The 15,677-nt window shown below is 62.0% G+C and carries 14 protein-coding genes; 6 read left to right on the top strand and 8 right to left on the bottom strand.

Annotated elements, in window-relative coordinates:
• Positions 1-46 precede the first annotated feature (46 nt).
• The 4 genes from infB (at position 47) to ribF (ending at position 5,775) form a co-directional block, all read left to right on the top strand.
• Positions 47-2,821, top strand: a complete 2,775-nt coding sequence (gene infB, locus DKK74_RS06575; protein WP_110413359.1) for a translation initiation factor IF-2 — start codon at positions 47-49, stop codon at positions 2,819-2,821.
• A gap of 129 nt (positions 2,822-2,950) precedes the next feature.
• Positions 2,951-3,454: a 30S ribosome-binding factor RbfA gene (gene rbfA / locus DKK74_RS06570; protein WP_110413664.1), complete on the top strand. Its 504-nt coding sequence runs from the start codon at positions 2,951-2,953 to the stop codon at positions 3,452-3,454.
• The gene (truB, locus tag DKK74_RS06565) at positions 3,438-4,523 is read left to right on the top strand and encodes a tRNA pseudouridine(55) synthase TruB (protein WP_258334485.1); all 1,086 of its coding nucleotides are present in this window, start codon (positions 3,438-3,440) and stop codon (positions 4,521-4,523) included. Before rbfA ends, truB begins: the two co-directional genes overlap by 17 nt.
• Before the next feature lie 118 nt (positions 4,524-4,641).
• Positions 4,642-5,775, top strand: a complete 1,134-nt coding sequence (ribF, locus tag DKK74_RS06560) for a bifunctional riboflavin kinase/FMN adenylyltransferase (protein ID WP_110413358.1) — start codon at positions 4,642-4,644, stop codon at positions 5,773-5,775.
• A gap of 21 nt (positions 5,776-5,796) precedes the next feature.
• On the opposite strand, the gene DKK74_RS06555 is transcribed toward ribF, so the two are convergent.
• The 4 genes from DKK74_RS06555 to radA all read right to left on the bottom strand — a co-directional run bounded on the left by DKK74_RS06555 (position 5,797) and on the right by radA (position 9,840).
• A complete protein-coding gene (locus DKK74_RS06555) occupies positions 5,797-6,564 on the bottom strand; it encodes an amino acid ABC transporter ATP-binding protein (protein WP_110413357.1) in 768 nt (255 codons plus the stop codon).
• Entirely contained in the window at positions 6,561-7,418 is an 858-nt protein-coding gene (locus tag DKK74_RS06550) for an amino acid ABC transporter permease (protein ID WP_045935696.1), read from the bottom strand. The genes DKK74_RS06555 and DKK74_RS06550 overlap by 4 nt, the downstream gene beginning before the upstream one ends.
• Before the next feature lie 25 nt (positions 7,419-7,443).
• A complete protein-coding gene (locus tag DKK74_RS06545; RefSeq protein ID WP_110413356.1) occupies positions 7,444-8,307 on the bottom strand; it encodes an ABC transporter substrate-binding protein in 864 nt (287 codons plus the stop codon).
• Between the two features lie 123 nt (positions 8,308-8,430).
• Positions 8,431-9,840, bottom strand: coding sequence for a DNA repair protein RadA (gene radA / locus DKK74_RS06540; protein WP_110413355.1), 1,410 nt, complete (start codon positions 9,838-9,840; stop codon positions 8,431-8,433).
• A 90-nt stretch (positions 9,841-9,930) separates the two neighbouring features.
• Between radA and DKK74_RS06535 the strand changes: the two genes are divergently transcribed.
• Both DKK74_RS06535 and DKK74_RS06530 read left to right on the top strand, forming a co-directional pair.
• Positions 9,931-10,584, top strand: coding sequence for a hypothetical protein (locus DKK74_RS06535; RefSeq protein ID WP_110413354.1), 654 nt, complete (start codon positions 9,931-9,933; stop codon positions 10,582-10,584).
• 67 nt (positions 10,585-10,651) lie between these two features.
• The gene (locus tag DKK74_RS06530; protein ID WP_004268639.1) at positions 10,652-10,741 is read left to right on the top strand and encodes a 30S ribosomal protein bS22; all 90 of its coding nucleotides are present in this window, start codon (positions 10,652-10,654) and stop codon (positions 10,739-10,741) included.
• 139 nt (positions 10,742-10,880) lie between these two features.
• Here DKK74_RS06530 and rpiA read toward each other — a convergent pair whose 3' ends face one another.
• The 4 genes from rpiA to DKK74_RS06510 form a co-directional block, all read right to left on the bottom strand.
• The gene (gene rpiA / locus DKK74_RS06525; RefSeq protein WP_110413353.1) at positions 10,881-11,579 is read right to left on the bottom strand and encodes a ribose-5-phosphate isomerase RpiA; all 699 of its coding nucleotides are present in this window, start codon (positions 11,577-11,579) and stop codon (positions 10,881-10,883) included.
• A 106-nt stretch (positions 11,580-11,685) separates the two neighbouring features.
• Positions 11,686-12,681: a ribonuclease H family protein gene (locus DKK74_RS06520; protein ID WP_110413352.1), complete on the bottom strand. Its 996-nt coding sequence runs from the start codon at positions 12,679-12,681 to the stop codon at positions 11,686-11,688.
• Between the two features lie 87 nt (positions 12,682-12,768).
• Positions 12,769-14,442: a phosphoglucomutase (alpha-D-glucose-1,6-bisphosphate-dependent) gene (gene pgm, locus DKK74_RS06515; protein ID WP_110413351.1), complete on the bottom strand. Its 1,674-nt coding sequence runs from the start codon at positions 14,440-14,442 to the stop codon at positions 12,769-12,771.
• 62 nt (positions 14,443-14,504) lie between these two features.
• Entirely contained in the window at positions 14,505-15,599 is a 1,095-nt protein-coding gene (locus tag DKK74_RS06510) for a diacylglycerol/lipid kinase family protein (RefSeq protein WP_110413350.1), read from the bottom strand.
• Positions 15,600-15,677: the final 78 nt, after the last annotated feature.

Here is a 15,677-nt window from a genome sequence, read left to right as displayed (position 1 = left end):
GAGTGATCGCGCCGGTCATATGCGCGGTCCGGTAAGGAGAAAGTAAGTGCCCAAAGCACGCGTGTATGAGCTGGCCAAGGAATTTGGCGTAGACAGCAAGACTGTTCTGGCGAAATTGAAGGACATGGGCGAGTTCGTCAAGTCCGCATCCTCCACTGTCGAGGCCCCTGTGGTCCGTCGACTCAAGAATGCTTTCCCTCAGAAGGGTCAGGGCGACGCTGGCCAGGCCGCTGCACGAAATGCCCGCCCAGGCAACCCTAATCATGGAAGCGGCCAGGGTCAGCATGGCCGCTCGCAGTCCGGCGGCACCAAGCAGCAATCCACACCTGGGCCCAAGCCCGGACAGAACCGTCGGCCTTCGGCTGGTGTCGAGGCGCCGCGGGGTCAGCAGCGTCCCGGTGGTCACTTCCCCAAGCCTGGTGCTCCCCACGGTAACCGCAACGAGCATGAGCAGCACAACCAGTCCCGTGGGCCCAAGCCCTCAGCCATGGGCAAGCCCGGCCCCCAGGGCTCGCACAACAACGGTCGTTCCGGTGGCTCCGGGGCTTCGCCAGCGCGTCATGGCGCACGTCCGGGAGCATCCACGCCTCGTCCAGGCAACAATCCTTTCAGCCGCAAGCAGGGGATGAAGGCCCCCATGCCTTCAGACATTCCCAGGCCGCACCCCATGGCCAGGCCTACCGTCAACGACTCACGCAGAGGCCGGGGCGGATTCCGCAACGGTCGTGGCGGTCGTACCGGACAGGCTGCCCGTCCAGGGCAGTGGGGCCATAGCCGTCCAGGCCAGCAGACCCACCAAGGTGGCGGCAGCCGTTTTGGCGGCGCTTCGTCGGCACCTTCAGGCGGATTCCGTAGCGGGTCGGGCCGCGGCGGTCGCGGCCGCGGCGGTGCTGCTGGAGCTTTCGGCCGCCAGGGAGGCAAGTCCTCCAAGGCTCGTAAGAACCGGATGGCGAAGAGGCATGAATTCCAGGAGATGAAAGCACCCGTCATCGGCGGTGTGCGCATTCCTGCAGGAAACGGTCGTACCGTTCAGCTTCGTCAGGGTGCTACCCTGGCTGATCTGGCCGACAAGATCAACGTCAACCCTGCTGCCCTGGTCACGGTGCTCTTCCACCTGGGCGAGATGGCCACAGCCACTCAGTCCCTGGATGAGGCCACTTTCCAGATCTTGGGCGACGAGATTGGATGGAAGATCCGCATCGTTTCTGCCGAGGAGGAGGACAAGGAGCTCCTTCAGCAGTTCGACATCAACCTGGACGAAGAACGTGAGGACCAGGATGACAAGAACCTGCAGCCCAGGCCTCCAGTGGTCACGGTCATGGGCCATGTCGACCACGGCAAGACCCGGCTGCTGGACACCATCCGGAAGACCAACACGACCACCCAGGAAGCTGGCGGTATCACCCAGCGCATCGGGGCCTACCAGGCCACGGTCACCCTGGACGGTGAGGATCGCAAGATTACCTTCCTGGATACCCCTGGTCACGAGGCCTTTACGGCCATGCGTGCCCGCGGTGCCGAACTGACCGATGTGGCCATCCTGGTAGTGGCCGCGGATGACGGCGTCATGCCGCAGACCGTGGAGGCCATCAATCACGCGCAGGCAGCTCATGTGCCCATTGTGGTGGCTGTCAACAAGATCGATGTCGAGGGAGCCAACCCCCAGAAGGTGCGTGGCCAGCTGACCGAGTTCGGCCTGGTATCCGAAGAGTACGGCGGCGACACCATGTTTGTCGACATCTCCGCCAAGCTGGGCACCAATGTGGACAAGCTCCTGGAAGCCGTCCTGCTGACTGCCGATGCCGACCTTGACCTTCGGGCCAACCCCGACATGGACGCTCGCGGCGCCACAGTCGAGGCCCGGCTGGACAAGGGCCGTGGAGCTGTGGCCACTGTGCTGGTTCAGCAGGGGACCCTGCATGTGGGCGATGCCATTGTGGCTGGATCGGCCTATGGCCGTGTGCGTGCCATGCTGGACGAGAACGGTCGGCAGATGGATGCTGCCGGCCCCTCCACACCCGTGCAGGTGCTGGGGCTTACCTCGGTGCCTACCGCCGGCGACCTCTTCCTGGTCGCGCCCGACGATCGCACCGCCCGTCAGATCGCCGAGAAGCGCGAGGCTTCGGCCCGCGCAGCTCAGCTAGCCAAGCGCCGTAAGGTGGTCTCCTTGGAGAGCCTGAAGGAGCAGTTCGCCAAGTCCGAGGTGGACATGCTCAACATCGTCATCAAGGGCGACTCTTCCGGCTCGGTCGAGGCCCTGGAAGATTCTCTGATGAAGATCGCGGTCTCCGACGAGGTCGGGATTCAGGTCATCCACCGGGGCGTGGGCGCCATTACTCAGAACGATGTCAACCTGGCCACGGTCGACAAGGCCGTCATCATCGGCTTCAACGTTCGACCCAACCGGCAGGTCCAGGATCTGGCAGACCGCGAGGGCGTGGAGATTAAGTACTACTCGGTCATCTACAACGCCATCGAGGACATCGAGGCCGCGCTCAAAGGCATGCTCAAGCCGGAGTACGAGGAGGTCACCACCTCCCACTCCGAGATCCGCGAGATCTTCCGCTCCTCCAAGTTCGGCAACATCGCGGGCGTCATGGTCCAGGATGGCACCGTCAAGCGGGGCACCAAGGCTCGAATCGCCCGCAACGGGGTGGTCACTGTCAATGACCTGGAGATCTCCTCCCTGCGCCGGTTCAAGGACGATGTCAACGAGGTGTCCGAAGGCTACGAGGCTGGCATCAACCTGGGCTCCTTCAACGACATCGAGGTGGGCGACATCATCGAGACCTACGAGATGCAGGAAGTGGAACGCAAGTAGAGCCTGTCGACCCTCCGACCACATGTCGGAGGGTCCGTGGCGATCCGCCCCGGTCTGGGTACTCCCTGGCCGGGGCGGATGTCCATGAATGCGAAGATTGGTCATGGACGGTTCGAGAAAGGAATCATGATGGCTGGAAATCCCCGCGCTGTACGCATAGCGGCCCTGATACAACGGGTCGTAGCCTCTGCGCTGGAGTCCCAGATGCACGACAAGCGCCTGGCAGGGGTCACCGTCACTGAGGTTCGGGTCACCAACGACCTGCAGATAGCCAAAATCTATTGGACCCAGCTGGGTCGGTCGGGCCATGAGGCCGGGGAGCGCAAGCGCGCCCAGCAAGCCCTGCGGCAGGCCTCTGGCAGGCTGCGCACCCTGGTTGGTGCCCGGGCCGGTCTGCGGCTGACGCCTACGCTGCGCTTCATCTACGATGAGGTGCCTGCCGAGGCGACCGAGATTGAGGATGTGCTGACCATTGCTCGTCAGCGGGACGAGGCCATGGCCAAAGCCCGGGTCAATGCCAGCTATGCCGGCGACCCCGATCCATACAGGCATGACGACGAGGAAGAGACCGATGGGTCGGACTCCGTCCCGGATGAACCTGCGGCAGAGGATGCGGATGAAACCGACCGGTGAAGGCAACGATGGAGCAAAGGCTTCCGAGTCGTCGGATGGTATGGAGTCAGGCACTGGTGAACCGACCTCGGGCATCATCCTTGTTGACAAGCCGAGCGGTGTGACCAGCCATGACGTGGTGGCTGCCGTTCGTTCTGGCCTCAGCATGCGTCGCGTAGGCCATGCCGGGACCCTGGATCCCATGGCCACTGGCCTGCTGGTCGTAGGGTTCGGCCAGGCCACGCGCTTGCTGACGGTTATCGTCGGCCACGACAAAACCTATAAAGCCACTATTCGTCTGGGACTGGGCACTACCACGGACGATGCGGATGGGGATTTGCTACCGGTGCGTCCTGGAGCTGCGCAGAGGGTGGACGAGCTTACAGCCCAGGGTCTGCAGGATCTGATTGATGGCTGTTTCACCGGCTGGATCGAGCAGGTGCCCGATGCCTTCTCCGCCATCAAGGTCAACGGCAGACGGGCCTATGACCTGGCTCGCGCGGGCCAGAAGGTCAAGCTGGAGCCTCGACGCATTCGGATTGCATCCTTCCGTCTGCTTGACTTTCGTCGCGTGGATTTGCCTGATCTGGGAGTCAAGGTGGTCGATGCGGACGTGGAGGTGACTTGCTCCAGCGGCACCTACATCCGCGCCCTGGCTCGTGATCTAGGCGAACACCTGGATCTGGGCGGCCACTTGACGGCCCTAAGAAGGATTCGAGTGGGTTCATTCGACCTGGAGAATTCCGACCTGGCATCCAGGGTTCTGGGCGGTCATGCGGTCCCTCACACCTACCGGAATCGCCAGGGTCAGACGGTCGTTCGCAGTCGCATGGTCCTGGACCGCGACCGGCAGGCGATGTTGGATGGCTCTCTGAGTCTTGTGCAGGCGGCACGCATGACAATGCCCGTCCTGAATCTGGATGCCGAGCAGGCCGCCAGAGTGGCCAACGGCGGATTCTTGGATCTGTCTGTCACCGGGCCCACGGCTGCTCTGGCCGGACCTGAGGGCAGGCAGCGGCTAGCTGCTATCCTGGTGCCCAGTCCACGAGGCGGGGCCAAGCCGGATGTGGTCTTCCGCCCTGAGGCTTGAGTGCGTAGGTTCGTGTTTAGCACGAGGGTCTTGCCAGGGTGCGATGGTGGGAATACAGTGCTTGAGGAATTTTCGGTGCCCGGGTTCGGGGCCGCCATAATTAAGTGATGGGAAGCGGATGAAGGTCAGCCATGTCAGCCCGGACGAGTCGGGCATTGTCAAGTGGCCGGGAACCTTGGGGGCCCGGTCGAGCGTGGTCACCATCGGTGTCTTCGATGGCATGCACCGGGGCCATCAGGCCATCCTGCGCCGAGTGGTCGAGCTCGCAGCCAAGAATCGGGATCGGCCCATGGCCCTGGTCTTCGACCCCAGTCCCAAACTGGTCCATAGCTTTGCTGACAGTCATGACATGACTGAACCGTCCCCGGACCTGATTCGCCATGACCCTGATCAGATCATGCCTCTGGAGGAGCGCATGCGGCTGATGGCTCAGCTGGGCCTGGATCAGGTTGTGGTGGTGCGATACACCCTGGCCTTTGCAGCCAAGTCTTATCGGTTCTTCCTCAAGCAGCTTACCGAACAGCTGACCATGCGAGCTCTGGTCTTGGGCCGCGATGCGCATATGGGCGCAGGGCGGGTTGGCGATATCAAGGCGATTGGCGACTTGGCGGACACTGGATTGTTCGACTTGGAAGTAGTGGACGACCAGGGCCCTGGAGTCTGCAACCTACCTGGCTCTGACGGCCTGGAGCGACATCAGGTAAGAGCCTGGAGCAGTTCTCACCTTCGGCAGTTGATCCTGGATGGCGATGTGGATGCGGCACTGGATATTCTGGGCCGACCGCACATGGTTCAAGGAACGGTGGTCCATGGGGAGCAACGGGGCCGTCGCTTGGGATTTCCGACTGCCAATCTTGCTCCCGACAGCCAGGGGATGATGCCCGCAGATGGAGTCTATGCAGGCTGGCTGGTTGACCTGGGTCTGCCTACGGATCCTATGGCGACGTCGGAGGGACAGGAGGGGCGGCTGGCTCAGGGCTCGCCTTGGCGGATGCCTGCCGCCATTTCCATTGGCACCAAGGAGACCTTTCTGGCCCCTGGCCAGCAGATGCCAAGAATCCTGGAGGCTAACGCTGTCAGGCCGGATTGGGTGGACCTGTACGGTCACAGGATCCGGGTGGAATTCCTCAGCCGTCTGCGCGGTCAGAAACGGTATGCGGGCGAGGAGCCCCTCAAACAACAGCTGGCCCTGGATGCCGATCGCACCCTGGAGCTGACCAAGACTGCAGGAAGAGTGTTTTCCGTCAACTGAAGATTGTATGGACTTTGGAACTCACAGTCCTCGGAAGTGGCTAAAAAACTCCCTGGTTCGCGGATTCTCAGACTCGTCCATGACCTCTTGCGGTGTTCCGTTCTCGGCGATGACACCGTCCAGCAGCAGGACAACCCGGTTGGCTGCATGATGGGCGAAACTCATCTCGTGGGTGGCCATGAGAATAGTGGTGCCTCCGGCGGTCAGCTCCGAGACCATGGCCAGGACCTCGCCTACCAACATGGGGTCCAGAGCTGAGGTGATCTCATCCAGTAGGAGCAGTTCCGGGTCGGTCATCAGGGCTCGGACGATGGCCACCCGCTGCTGCTGGCCGCCGGAGAGTTGGTCGGGGTAGGCTCCGGCTTTCTTCTTCATGCCGATTCGATCCAGCAGATCCAGGGCCCGCTCCCTGGCCTGATCCTTAGGCATGCCGTGAACCTTGATGGCTCCCAGAGTCACGTTTTTCAGGACGTTCATGTGGGGAAAGAGATTGAACTGCTGGAAAACCACGCCGATTCTGGCCCGGCAGGCATCCTGGTTGATCCTGGGATCGGTGATGTCGGTGCCGCCCAGCCATATCCGTCCGTCGTTGACGGTCTCCAGCAGGTTGATGCACTTCATCAGGGTGGACTTGCCCGACCCGGAGGGACCTAGCAGGGCCACGGTTTCATGAGGCATGATGGTCATGGAAATGCCGCGTAGGACCTTGTTGCCCCCAGGGTAGGTCTTTCGCACGTCCTCCAAACGGAGCACCGGTTGGTTCTGATCGGCGTCTGCCTGTTTGCTCATACCATGCCTCCGCTCTGTTCGCGCTTGCGCAGTCGGTTGGAATACCAGTCGTTGAGAAGGATGAAGGGGACCGAGGTGGCGATGAAGAGCACCGAGGCCACCACGTAGGGGGTGAAGTTGTAGGAGGTGGCCACGATGATCTGGGCTGCCCTGACCGCGTCGACGGCTCCCAGAACCGAGATCAGCCCCACGTCCTTCTGCATGGAGATGAAGTCGTTCATCAGTGCCGGAGCCACCTTGCGCAGGGCCTGGGGAATGACGACCAGACGCATGGTCTGCCCTGAGGTCAGGCCTAGTGAGCGTGCCGATGCTCTCTGGGAGGGGCCGACGTCCTGGAAGCCTGCCCTCAGTACCTCGGCGATGTAGGCCGAATAGGAGAGGATGACAGCTACGGTGCCCAACAGGGCTGCCGGAATCCGGTTGAAGATGGCCAGTCCGGGAATGCCGAAGCCGATCAGGTAGAGGACCACGATCATGGGGATGCCCCTCATGATCGTGGTGTAGACCTGGGCCAGCACCCGCAGGGGGAAGAGCAGCGGGTTGCGGCTGGTGCGGATCATTGCCAGCAGGGTGCCGAGCAGGGCCACACCGATGACCGCGAAGAAGAGGACCTCCAGATTGAGCCAGAGCCCCTGGAGGACCTTGGGAAAGGCTTGGGCGAAGTAGGCGCCGGAGAAAAACGACTGCTTGACTCGCGGCCAGCCGGGTGAGGCGTGCAGCCCCAGAGCGATCAGCAGGGCCAACACCAGGGTACTGGCGATGCTGATCCCCACTGAGCGCAGATTCTGTCGACGGCCGTAGCGTTCCCGTTCCCGTTGAATATCGCTGACCGCGTCCTGTGCCGAGGTGGCCATGAACGACAAGGTTTCCTTTCTTCCCTCAGCCCAGGGTAGGCAGGGAGGTGTAGACGTGCAGCCACTGCTTCTGCAGCTTGTCCAAGGTCCCATCCTTCTTCAGGGCGGTGACGGCCTTGGAAGCGGCCGGGGTCAGCTTGGAGCCCTTGGGCAGGACTATGCCCATGCCCTCAGGATCCTGCGAGCCCTTGATCTGCCCGAGGATCTTGGCGTTCTTGACCTGCCCGGAATCGACCATGGTCACGGCCGAGGGGGTGTCCACGACAAGCGCGTCGATCTGATTGGCGTCTAAGGCCTGGGATGAGGCCACGTCGTCGTTGAAGGTGTCGATGTCGGGCTTGACCAGCTTGTGGGCCATCTCGTAGGAGGTGGAGCCGACCATGGCTCCTATCTTGGCGTCCTTGATCTGGGCCAGGGAGGTGGCGGAAGCATATGGAGAGCTGTTTCTGACCACCAGCGACTGGGTGGAGTTGTAGTAGCTGGGAGTGAAGTCCACGGCCTGCCGACGTTCCGGGGTGATGGAGAATTGCTGGATGTTCAGGTCGTAGTCCTTGCTTCCTGGGGCGATGGCGGCATCAAAGGTGGTCCTGGTCCAGGTGACGTGCGCCTTGTCGAAGCCCATTTTCTCTGCTACTGCATAGGCCACGGCTGCCTCGTAGCCTTTGCCGGATTCGGGCTTGTTGTCCTGCACGTAAGGGGCATAGGCCGGGTCTCCGGTGGCAATGGTCAATGTGCCGGGCTTGATGGTCTGCTGGGTGACGTCCTGCTTGGCTGCTGACTGCCCGCTGTTGCTCGATGAGGAGCCGCAGGCCGCGCCGGCCATGAGCGTGACTGTCGTGAGTGCGGCCGCCGTCAGCCTGCGTATGGTTTTCCTGGTCAAGATGGTCATGCTGATCTGCTCCTCGCGATGATGATGGGTGTCGATCTTCCGGCGACTCCATCCTAGCCCGGCAGGTTAACGAGTCGGCAGGTGAATGCCATAAGGTGTGAAAGGGGGACCACCGGCCACTTTTCAGACCAATCCCAGAGCCTCCAGAGCCTCGGCCAGATAAGTGACTTCGACCACTTCCAATCCCTGAATGGGCTTTCGACCTCCTGAGTGACGATCAGGCGGGACCAGTGCTCGCGTAAATCCCAGGCGAGCGGCCTCTTGCAGTCGGTGGTTGAGCTGCGGCACAGGCCTGACCTGTCCGGTCAGGGATATCTCGCCCATGGCACAGGTGGTGCGCAGGATGGGCCGGGACTTGGCTGCACTGGCCAGGGCGGCCACGATGGCCAGATCGCATCCGGGTTCCTTGGCCAGCCCGCCGGCGATGGTGGACACATACAGGTCCCGTGTCAGCAGGTTGACTCGGCCGTGGCGGTAGAGCACCGCGGCCAGCATGGCCAGGCGGTTGGCATCGATTCCGTTGGTGTTGCGACGGGGAGTGGGCAGAACCGAGGAGGTGACCAGAGCTTGGATTTCGATGGGTAGGCTGCGGTGGCCGTCCAAGGTAAAGGTCACGCAGGTGCCTTCCACCTTCTGCCCGGCCGTGGACAGGAAGAGCCCCGTAGGATCACTGACCTCCTCGATGCCCTGCTCGCCCATGTCGAAGCAGCCCACTTCGTCGGTGGGGCCGAACCGATTCTTGACGGCTCTCAGCAGGCGTAAAGCGGTCTGGGAATCGCCCTCGAACTGGCAGACGACGTCGACCAGATGCTCCAGGGTCCGTGGCCCGGCTATGGATCCGTCTTTGGTCACGTGGCCTACCAAGAGGATTGGGATATCGTGCGACTTGGCCATGTCGATCAGGCTGATGGCCACCTCTCGCACCTGAGTTGAGCCCCCGGAGATGCCGTCGACCTGACTGGAGACGATGGTCTGGGCGGAGTCTACAATGGCCAGAGCCGGCTTCTCGCGCTCGATCAGCCCCAGTACCGTGGCCAGGTCGGTCGTCGAAGCCAGCAGCAGTGAATCCTTGAGCGCTCCCACGCGACTGGCCCGCATTCGCACCTGGGCCTGGGACTCCTCGCCGGATATGTAGAGCACCTTGCCTCCCTGGTCGCCCCGGTCGGCCACGCGGCCAGCGGTCTCCAGCAGGAGGGTGGACTTGCCGATGCCCGGCTCGCCGGCCAAGAGAATGACCGACCCGGGTACGATACCCCCGCCCAGAACTCGGTCGAACTCCTTGAATCCCGTGGGAATCCGCTTTACCTGGTCCGTGCCTACACGGGTGATGGGCCGGGCCAGGCCGGTCTTTGGGGGCGCAGGTGCCGTATGACTGCCGCCAGAGGAGGACAGACCACCGCCTGCACCTACGACACGGGCTTCATGAAACTCTTCGATGGTTCCCCACTGGCCGCATTCCGGGCAGCGTCCGAACCACTTGCCGCCGGTCCAGCCGCACTCAGTGCACACGTATTGCGTCGTCGTCTTGGCCATACCTGCACGCTATCGGGATTCAGTGACGAGAAGCTGGCCTTTTACGTCATCTTCGCAGTGCCGACACCATGCCCATGAGAGAATGGAGGCATGGCTGACAATCCTTCTGCACCCCTGTCCTCTTCCCCTGACTCCTCCGCGCATGCCAAGCAGCGCCGTCGACGGATCGGTCTGGTCATCGCCCTGGCGGCAGTGGTGGTCCTGGTGCTCCTATCGGCCTTTGTCTGGCCTCACTGGGCGGTGCGCGGCCAAGAGCCCGTCGCCGAGGCCTCGGCTTCCGCCTCCTCACAGCCCTCGCAGGCCAGCAGCCCCAAGGTCAAGGCGGTTCCCCTGCCCGATTCGGCTTCCGAGCTGCTCAAGGCCATGCCTGATACGGTGGGCGGGTTCGCCCGTGTCAAAGCGGATTCCGACAGCGAGTGGAGCACCCGTACGCCTATAGAGGAGTACAACTTGGTCTACTCATCCGGCAAGTCAGGCGGGGATGTGACCCTCCACTTGGCTCAGTGGTCGAGGAGCGAGGATGCTAAGGCGCTCTATGACAGCCAGTCCACGGGCATGTCCGGCAAGGAGCTGGCCTCGGGCAATGTTCGCAGCGGCGGCACGGTCACCGGATCCTATCTAGAGAAGGCGGATGGCGACGACGAGCACAAGGCACTTGTCATCTGGCAGAATGATACCGTGGTCTTTCGAGCCCAGGGCCAGCGGACTGCACTGGAGTCTTTTTACAAGGCCTTCCCGCTCTAATCGTCCCGCAAGCGGTGTACGATAAGCAAGTTGGACACTTCCAGGTAACTAAGGATCGGAGGCTCGGATGGGTTCTGTCATCAAGAAGCGCCGCAAGCGGATGAGCAAGAAGAAGCACCGCAAACTGCTGCGCAAGACTCGTCACCAGCGCAAGTAGCTTTATGACTTATGGCCCATCAGGGTCAACGAAGCCCCCTGCATCGAATGGACGCGGGGGGCTTCGTGTATATCATCGCCGGTCAGCGTGGCCAGCCGGATTCCTCCAACCAGTAGGGGGGGGGGATGATTGCTGACGCTCACTTGTTGGCGTTGGTCATGACCCGGGGCCCGTTGGGGTCGCCCACGATGACTGTGTCGACCATGTTGAGGAAGAGGCCGTGTTCCACGACACCCACGGTGGTGATCAGGTCCTGGGCCAGATCCTGTGGGTGATCAATCCGTTCCAGGTGCAGATCGATGATGTGGTTGTGCTCGTCGGTCAGAACCGGCTGCCCCTGGCCGTCCAGTCGCAGCACTGGGTTATAGCCGCGCTCCTTGAAACGATCCAGGACATGGCGCTCGCCGAAGGGGATAACCTCCACTGGCAGCGGGAAGCGGCCAATGGTGTCGACCACCTTGGACTCATCCACGATCCAGACGATCCTTCGAGAGTTGACGGCCACAATCTTCTCCCAGAGCAGGGCTGCGCCGCCGCCCTTGATGCCGTTGAAGTCCTTGTCGACCTCGTCGGCCCCGTCGATGGTGACATCGATGTGATCCACCTGGTCGATGTCGACGATGCGGATTCCGTAGCCTTCAGCCTGTTCCTTCGTCCGTCGGGAGGTGGTCACACCGGTGAACTCCAAGCCCTCTTCCTTCACGCGCCGTCCCAGTTCATCCACGAAGAACCGGACTGTGGATCCGGTGCCCAGTCCGGCGGTCATGCCGTTCTCGACCAGCTTGGCCGCCTCGATGCCGGCGGCTTTCTTCAGTCTGTCCTGCTCGGTCTTGTCCATACACGCTCCTTCATGCCCGCATGCACTCAACGGCTGATGTCTGCGGGTCTTGTTGATTCAGGTTCACTTCAGTGTAGACGATGGCCCCTGACGGTCCATGAGCCGTTCAATCCTCCACTTCGATGGCGTGCAGGCGGAAAGGCGACCCCTGAATGGTCATATAGCCGTCAGGATCAATGTCTGTATCTATATCGATGCTCCCGACGATATGCAGATCTTGTCCCGTGAACATGCTGCTGCCGGATGGGGGCGGCGTGATGCGGATGCGACCGCTGGCTCTCAGTCCCCGGGCGCCGGAGCTCTTGGTCTCTTGGTCAGCCGTGTCGGTATCTGAGGTGTCCTTGAAAGCCGGCGCGAGTTCGTCTTCCTGACCATCGGCTATGTCGGGGTCGGGTGTGCCATTGCCTGTGTCAGCTGTTGCTGCCACAGATTGGGCCTGCTCGGCATCCACAGCTGCGGATGCGACGGCGGTTTCAGCCAGGTCTTTCTGCTCTTTCTGGTCCAGGCGATCCTTCTTGCGGCCAAGTTTGTCTAGAACTTGGGCTCCTCCGTCCAGTTCAGCCTTGACTGCGGGCGGCACCTGCGTGCCCTTGGCATAGGGAGAGGCCAGCAGCGAACGCCAACCCTCGATAGGCAGACAGCCTTCCCGTTCGTCCTTGCCTGCAGCTGTGGCGTAGCCGCGTGCCAAAGTATCCACTTTTTCGTTAAAGGTGTCGCCGGCGTGGCCCTTGACCCAAACAAACTTGACCGATCCTGGCCGTGCTTGAATCTCTCTGTCGATGGCTTCGATCAGGGGGCGGTTCTTGACCAGCTTGCCCTGGGAGTTCTTCCAGCCCTTCTTCTTCCATCCGGGCACCCAGGTGGTGGAGCAGTTGATGGCGTATTGGGAGTCGGTTTCGATGACTAGCGGGCGCTCGCCTGGGTGGGCGCGCAACGCCTGCAGCACGGCACATAGCTCGCCAATCTGATTGGTGCCGTTGCTGGCGCCGCCTGCATCTGCGTCGCCGCCCTCGTGATCGGCCCAGGCCCAGCCCATAGGGCCATTGGGGTTGCTCAGTGCGCTGCCGTCGGTTGAGACGACCAGATTGTTGCCATTGGACATGGCTCCCAGCCTAGACAGAGAGATAGAGAACCCCCGCGCCAGCGATGACTGACGGGGGGGAGGGAAGGCAGGAGGTCTTGTCTGCAATCAGCCTAGGGCCTTGGCGACCACCTGGTCGGCATCGTCCAGAACCTGTTCCAGGGCTTCGTGGGAAACGAAGGATTCGGCGTAGACCTTGTAGATGTTCTCGGTGCCAGAGGGGCGGGCGGCGAACCAGTTGTTCTGGGTAGTCACCTTGATGCCCCCGATTTTGGCCCTGTTGCCCGGAGCCTCGGTCAGCTTGGCAGTGATGGGTTCGCCGGCCAGTGTGGAGGCCGTCACATCGTCGCCGTTCAGCTGGGCGAACTTCTGCTTCTGCTCCAATGTGGTCGGGGTGTCCACTCGCTTGTACCAGCTTTGGCCGAAGCGCTCCACCTGCTCCTGGTGGAGCTGGGCTGGATTCTTGCCGGTCTTGGCTGTGATTTCGGCAGCCAAGAGGTCGGGGATCAGCCCGTCCTTGTCGGTTGTCCAGACATGGCCGTCCCTGCGCAGGAAGCTCATTCCGGAGCTCTCCTCGCCGCCGAAGGCCACCTCGCCCTTGAAGAGGGGGTCGACAAACCACTTGAAGCCCACAGGTACCTCGATCAGCCTGGCGTCGATGGATGCGGCCACGCGGTCGATCAGGGAGGAGGAGACCAGGGTCTTGCCGATACCGGCACCATGGGGCCATCCGGGACGATTGCCTGAGAAGAGGTATTCCACACAGACGGCGATGTAGTGGTTGGGATTCATGACCCCCGTTCCTGGACAGACGATGCCATGCCGGTCGGCGTCCGGATCGGTGCCCCCCACCAGGTCGTAGGAGTTCCAGGCTCCGGCGTTGAGGCGATCCACCAGCCCTTTCATGGCATAGGGGGAGCTGGGATCCATGCGGATCTTCCCATCGTGATCGATGGTCATGAACCGCCAGGTCGGATCCACCTCCGGGTTGACGACACCAATGTTCAGGCCGTACTTTTCATTGATCAGCGGCCAGTAGTTGATTGAGGCGCCGCCCAGCGGGTCGATGCCCAGACGGACTCCGGAGGATCTGATCAGATCAAAGTCGATGACATTTCCCAGGTCGGTCACGTAATGCTCCCGGTAGTCGAAGCGCTCCACCAGGTCGGATTTGATGGCATCCTCAAAAGGAATCCGCTTGACCTGCCTGTAGTCGCCCAGGAGCTCGTTGGCCCGTTGGGCGATGGCGTTGGTGGTTTCGGCCGGAGCCGGACCGCCCGTGGGCGGGTCATACTTGAATCCGCCATCGGTGGGCGGGTTATGGGAGGGAGTGACCACGATGCCGTCAGCCAGGTCCTTGCCGGAGAAGCGCTGTGTGCCGTCGGCCGCCTGGTTGTGTGTCAGGATGGCCTGTGAGACGGTGGGAGTGGGAGTGTAGTCATCATTAGCATCGATGCGCACCCGTACTCCGTTTGCGGTCAGAACCTCGATGGCCGTCTTCCAGGCGGGCAGGGAGAGAGCGTGGGTGTCACGGCCCAGGTAGAGCGGTCCAGTGATCCCGTCCTTGGCACGCTGTTCGGCTATAGCCTGGCTGATGGCTACGATGTGGGCTTCGTTGAAGGAGGTGGTCAGGGCGGAGCCGCGATGCCCGGAGGTGCCGAAGGACACCCGCTGGGAGGGGATGGAAGGATCGGGGATGAAATCGTAGTACCTACCGATCAGATCGTCAACGTTGATCAGATCTTCTGGGCTGGCAGGCTTGCCCGCATTCTGTGCTGTCATGGCTCCTATCATGCCACCCCGGCATGAAAAGACGGACAGAGGGGCAGCAGGCTCCTTCGGTCTCAGTCGGACTGGGGTACCCGCACGTTCAGGGCCTGGCGCTCCACGCTGAGTGCGATGTGGCAGGTCTCGCCCAGAATGTCGCCGTCCACCTGGGCCAGGGCGGGCTTCTCCAGGCGGATCTCCGCCTTGGTCCCCTGCAGCTGGACGATGGTGGAGTTGGTCGACAGGGGGCTCTGGCTGGACTTGCGGGTGATGGTCTGATGCATTACGTCTCCGAAGAGGTTGGCCCAGCCGATCAGGCCGGCGGAGGTGTCGATGATCTCGAAGTCCAGGATGCCGTCATCGTAGGAGGCATCGGGCATTAGGGAGAATCCTGGAATCTCCCCGCAGTTGCCGGCCATGAAGGTGCGGAAGGTCACTGAGGTGTTGGTCTGCGTGACTTGGTCGGGCCGGGTGATAGAGATGTCGGCCGTGTACTTGGGTGCAAACAGATGCTTGGCGCCACTGATGAAGTAGGCCAGCCAGCTGACCGTCTTCTTCAGATTAGGGTCGGTGTCGTCAATCATCAGGGCATCGAAGCCAATGCCGGCGATGATCAGGAAGGCATGGCCATGGTCTTGCTCTTGGTTGTCTGCGTCAAGAAGGGCCATGCGGCCCACATCCACCTGGGTGGACCCGTGCGAGGTGGCTACGGCTAGGGCGGCGTCAAGATCACCTACAGGGATGCCCATGTTCCGTGCGAAGAGGTTTCCGGTCCCGATTGGGATGATGCCCATGACGTGGTCGCTGGAAGCCATGGCGCTAGCTACGGTGCGTACAGTCCCGTCCCCGCCTACAGCAACGACTACATTTGCCCCACGCTCCAGTGCCATGCGGGCGCAGGACCTGCCGTCTCGATCCAATTGGGTTTCGATGAAGCTGAATTCGCGGATGCCTTTGTCTCGGCAGTATTGCTGGATGCGCTCGCGGGCGGCGGCGGCCTGGGGTTTGGAGGGGTTGATGACGAAAGCGTAGCTGAGCTGGTCGTCGTCCCGAGCCAAGATCTGCATGGCGAACCTATGCCGCCTTTGGGCACGGACAATTAGCACCACCGCCGTGACGACGATGGCCGCCACAGCCAGGATGCCGAAGATGACGACCGCTGGAATTGGCATGACTCTATTTTGCGCACCGTGCCGACCCGATATCTCTGGGTGTGTCCGACGTGAACGAACCCTCTACAGCAATCACGC

Origin of the sequence: Bifidobacterium asteroides (assembly GCF_003202755.1) — a bacterium.
GTDB classification, from domain to species: domain Bacteria; phylum Actinomycetota; class Actinomycetes; order Actinomycetales; family Bifidobacteriaceae; genus Bombiscardovia; species Bombiscardovia asteroides_F.
This window is presented reverse-complemented; position numbering and strand designations above follow the sequence as displayed.